Source organism: Sphaerotilus uruguayifluvii (assembly GCF_013294065.1).
Classification (GTDB): Bacteria; Pseudomonadota; Gammaproteobacteria; order Burkholderiales; family Burkholderiaceae_C; genus Sphaerotilus; species Sphaerotilus uruguayifluvii.
Genome location: NZ_JABSNM010000043.1, coordinates 1 through 1,760, shown reverse-complemented (window position 1 = coordinate 1,760; position 1,760 = coordinate 1). Strand labels below are relative to the sequence as shown.

Here is a 1,760-nt window from a genome sequence, read left to right as displayed (position 1 = left end):
GCGCGGGTCTTCCTCGCCCAGCGTGTCCACGAGGCGCCGGGCCTCAGCGAAGGCTTCGCGGATGGCTCGCTGCTCGGGCGTCTCGGTCTTGAGCCGGTACCACGCCGCGATGCTGTCAACGATGGCGCCGGCCAGCTCTTCGGGGACGATGCGGCCCGGTTTCGGGCAGGCCATGAGGGCGCGGACCTGCTCGGCTCGGACGGTCGCAGCATCAACCTTGGTTTCCGGCCCCACGCTGTCGGCCAGCTCGCGCAGGCGGTCGGCGTAGGCGGTGCCGTCGTGAGGCGAGAGGGTCAGCGCCAGGAACAGGCCGTCAGCGTCGCCAGCGGCGGACAGCTCGCGCAGCACCGCGCACAGCTCACCGGGCGGGATGTCGGCGGCCTCGTCTTCGGCGTCGGCCAGCATCACCAGCAGGTCGGCCACGGTGCCCGCCTGCTCGTCGGTCATGGAGCGGGCGCAGGCCCCGACGATGGCAGCGCGGGTGCGGGCCTCCACGGCTTCCAGGCTGTCGGCCTCGCCCGCCTCCCCGAACAGGTCATTGAAGCGGCTCCAGTCAATCGGCAGCGAGTCGCGGGCGGCCCGCAGGCTGCGCAGGCGGTTGAAGGCTTCGCTGGTGGTGGTCACGGTGTGGGTCATGTCAGTTCCAGTGTGCAAAGTCGTTGATTGGTGTTGGTTCATGGCCCCGACAGTGGCGAGAGTGGCAACAGAACGGGCTTTTCTGAAAAGTCCCCATGACAGCGTTTCAAGGAGACTTTGGGGAAACAGCCCTTTTCTCGCCACTCTCGCCACTCGGGCCGGTCAGTAGCGAGGGCCGCGCAGCGTCTGGCGCAGGGCGATTCCGGTCCTGAAGCGAGCCCCGGCGGTCCCCTTGCGCTCGCCGATGTCCCAGCCTCCTAGCCGGTACTCGGACAGCTTTCGGCCGAACACGCGGACCGTCCACGGCCGCGAGTAGCCCCCTGCAATCGACCAGTCACGGAAGTCGGCGTACAGGTCGGCGGCTGGTTCCTCGGCGTGCGGCCCTCTGGTGCATCGCTCGTCAAGCCACTGTCCCAGCAGGTCGCACTCAGCCCGGTATGCGTCCGTGGCGCTGGCGATGGCGCTCGGCGTGTCCTGCAAGCCTCGGCGCTGCCACTCCAGACAGCCGGCCACCAGCCACGCCAGGACGTGCGGGAACTCGGCGCGTAGCTTCTCCGACAGGCGCGGGTCGGCGCGACCCTCGAAGCTCGCAGCGAACGGCACCAGTCGGACACGGCGCCAGATGCCCCGGTCGGTGCCCCGAATGTCGGGCTTGTGGTTCCCAGTCAGCACCAGCTTGAGACAGGGCCGCATGTCGCGCGGCGGGGCGTACAGGTCGCGGACCTGCATTACGTCGCCGGACACGAGGGCCTTCAGCATGGACTCGGCGAAGCGTGAGCCCTCTTCGGCCTCTGGCGCCACAGCGAAGCGCACGCCTTCCAGACGGGCAAGGTCGGCCGATGCACCTCCCCCCTTCCGGTCGGCATCGCACAGCGTCGCAGGCTGCACGCTGGCGCTGTAGTCGCCCATCAGCGCCTGCATGGTCTCGGTCAGCACGCTCTTGCCGTTCGCGCCATGCCCGAAAGCGAAGATGAAGGCTTGTTCGGCCGTGGAGCCGGTCAGGCAGTAGCCAAGGAACCGATGCAGCCAGTCGGCCAGCTCGGCGTCCTCGCAGGTCACCTCGCGGATGAACTGCTGCCAGCGTGTCGCCCTCGATGCCTCGCCGATGTCGGCCACGCGCAGGG

General features: G+C 69.0%; 2 protein-coding genes. Both read right to left on the bottom strand.

The annotated features are described in order from the left end of the window. Positions 1-636 (bottom strand): hypothetical protein (locus HNQ01_RS22085; RefSeq protein ID WP_173807659.1); only part of this gene is annotated, 636 nt, incomplete at its 3' end. Between the two features lie 162 nt (positions 637-798). Next, the coding region (locus HNQ01_RS22080; RefSeq protein ID WP_286181102.1) for a DNA primase family protein at positions 799-1,760 on the bottom strand (962 nt) is incomplete at its 5' end.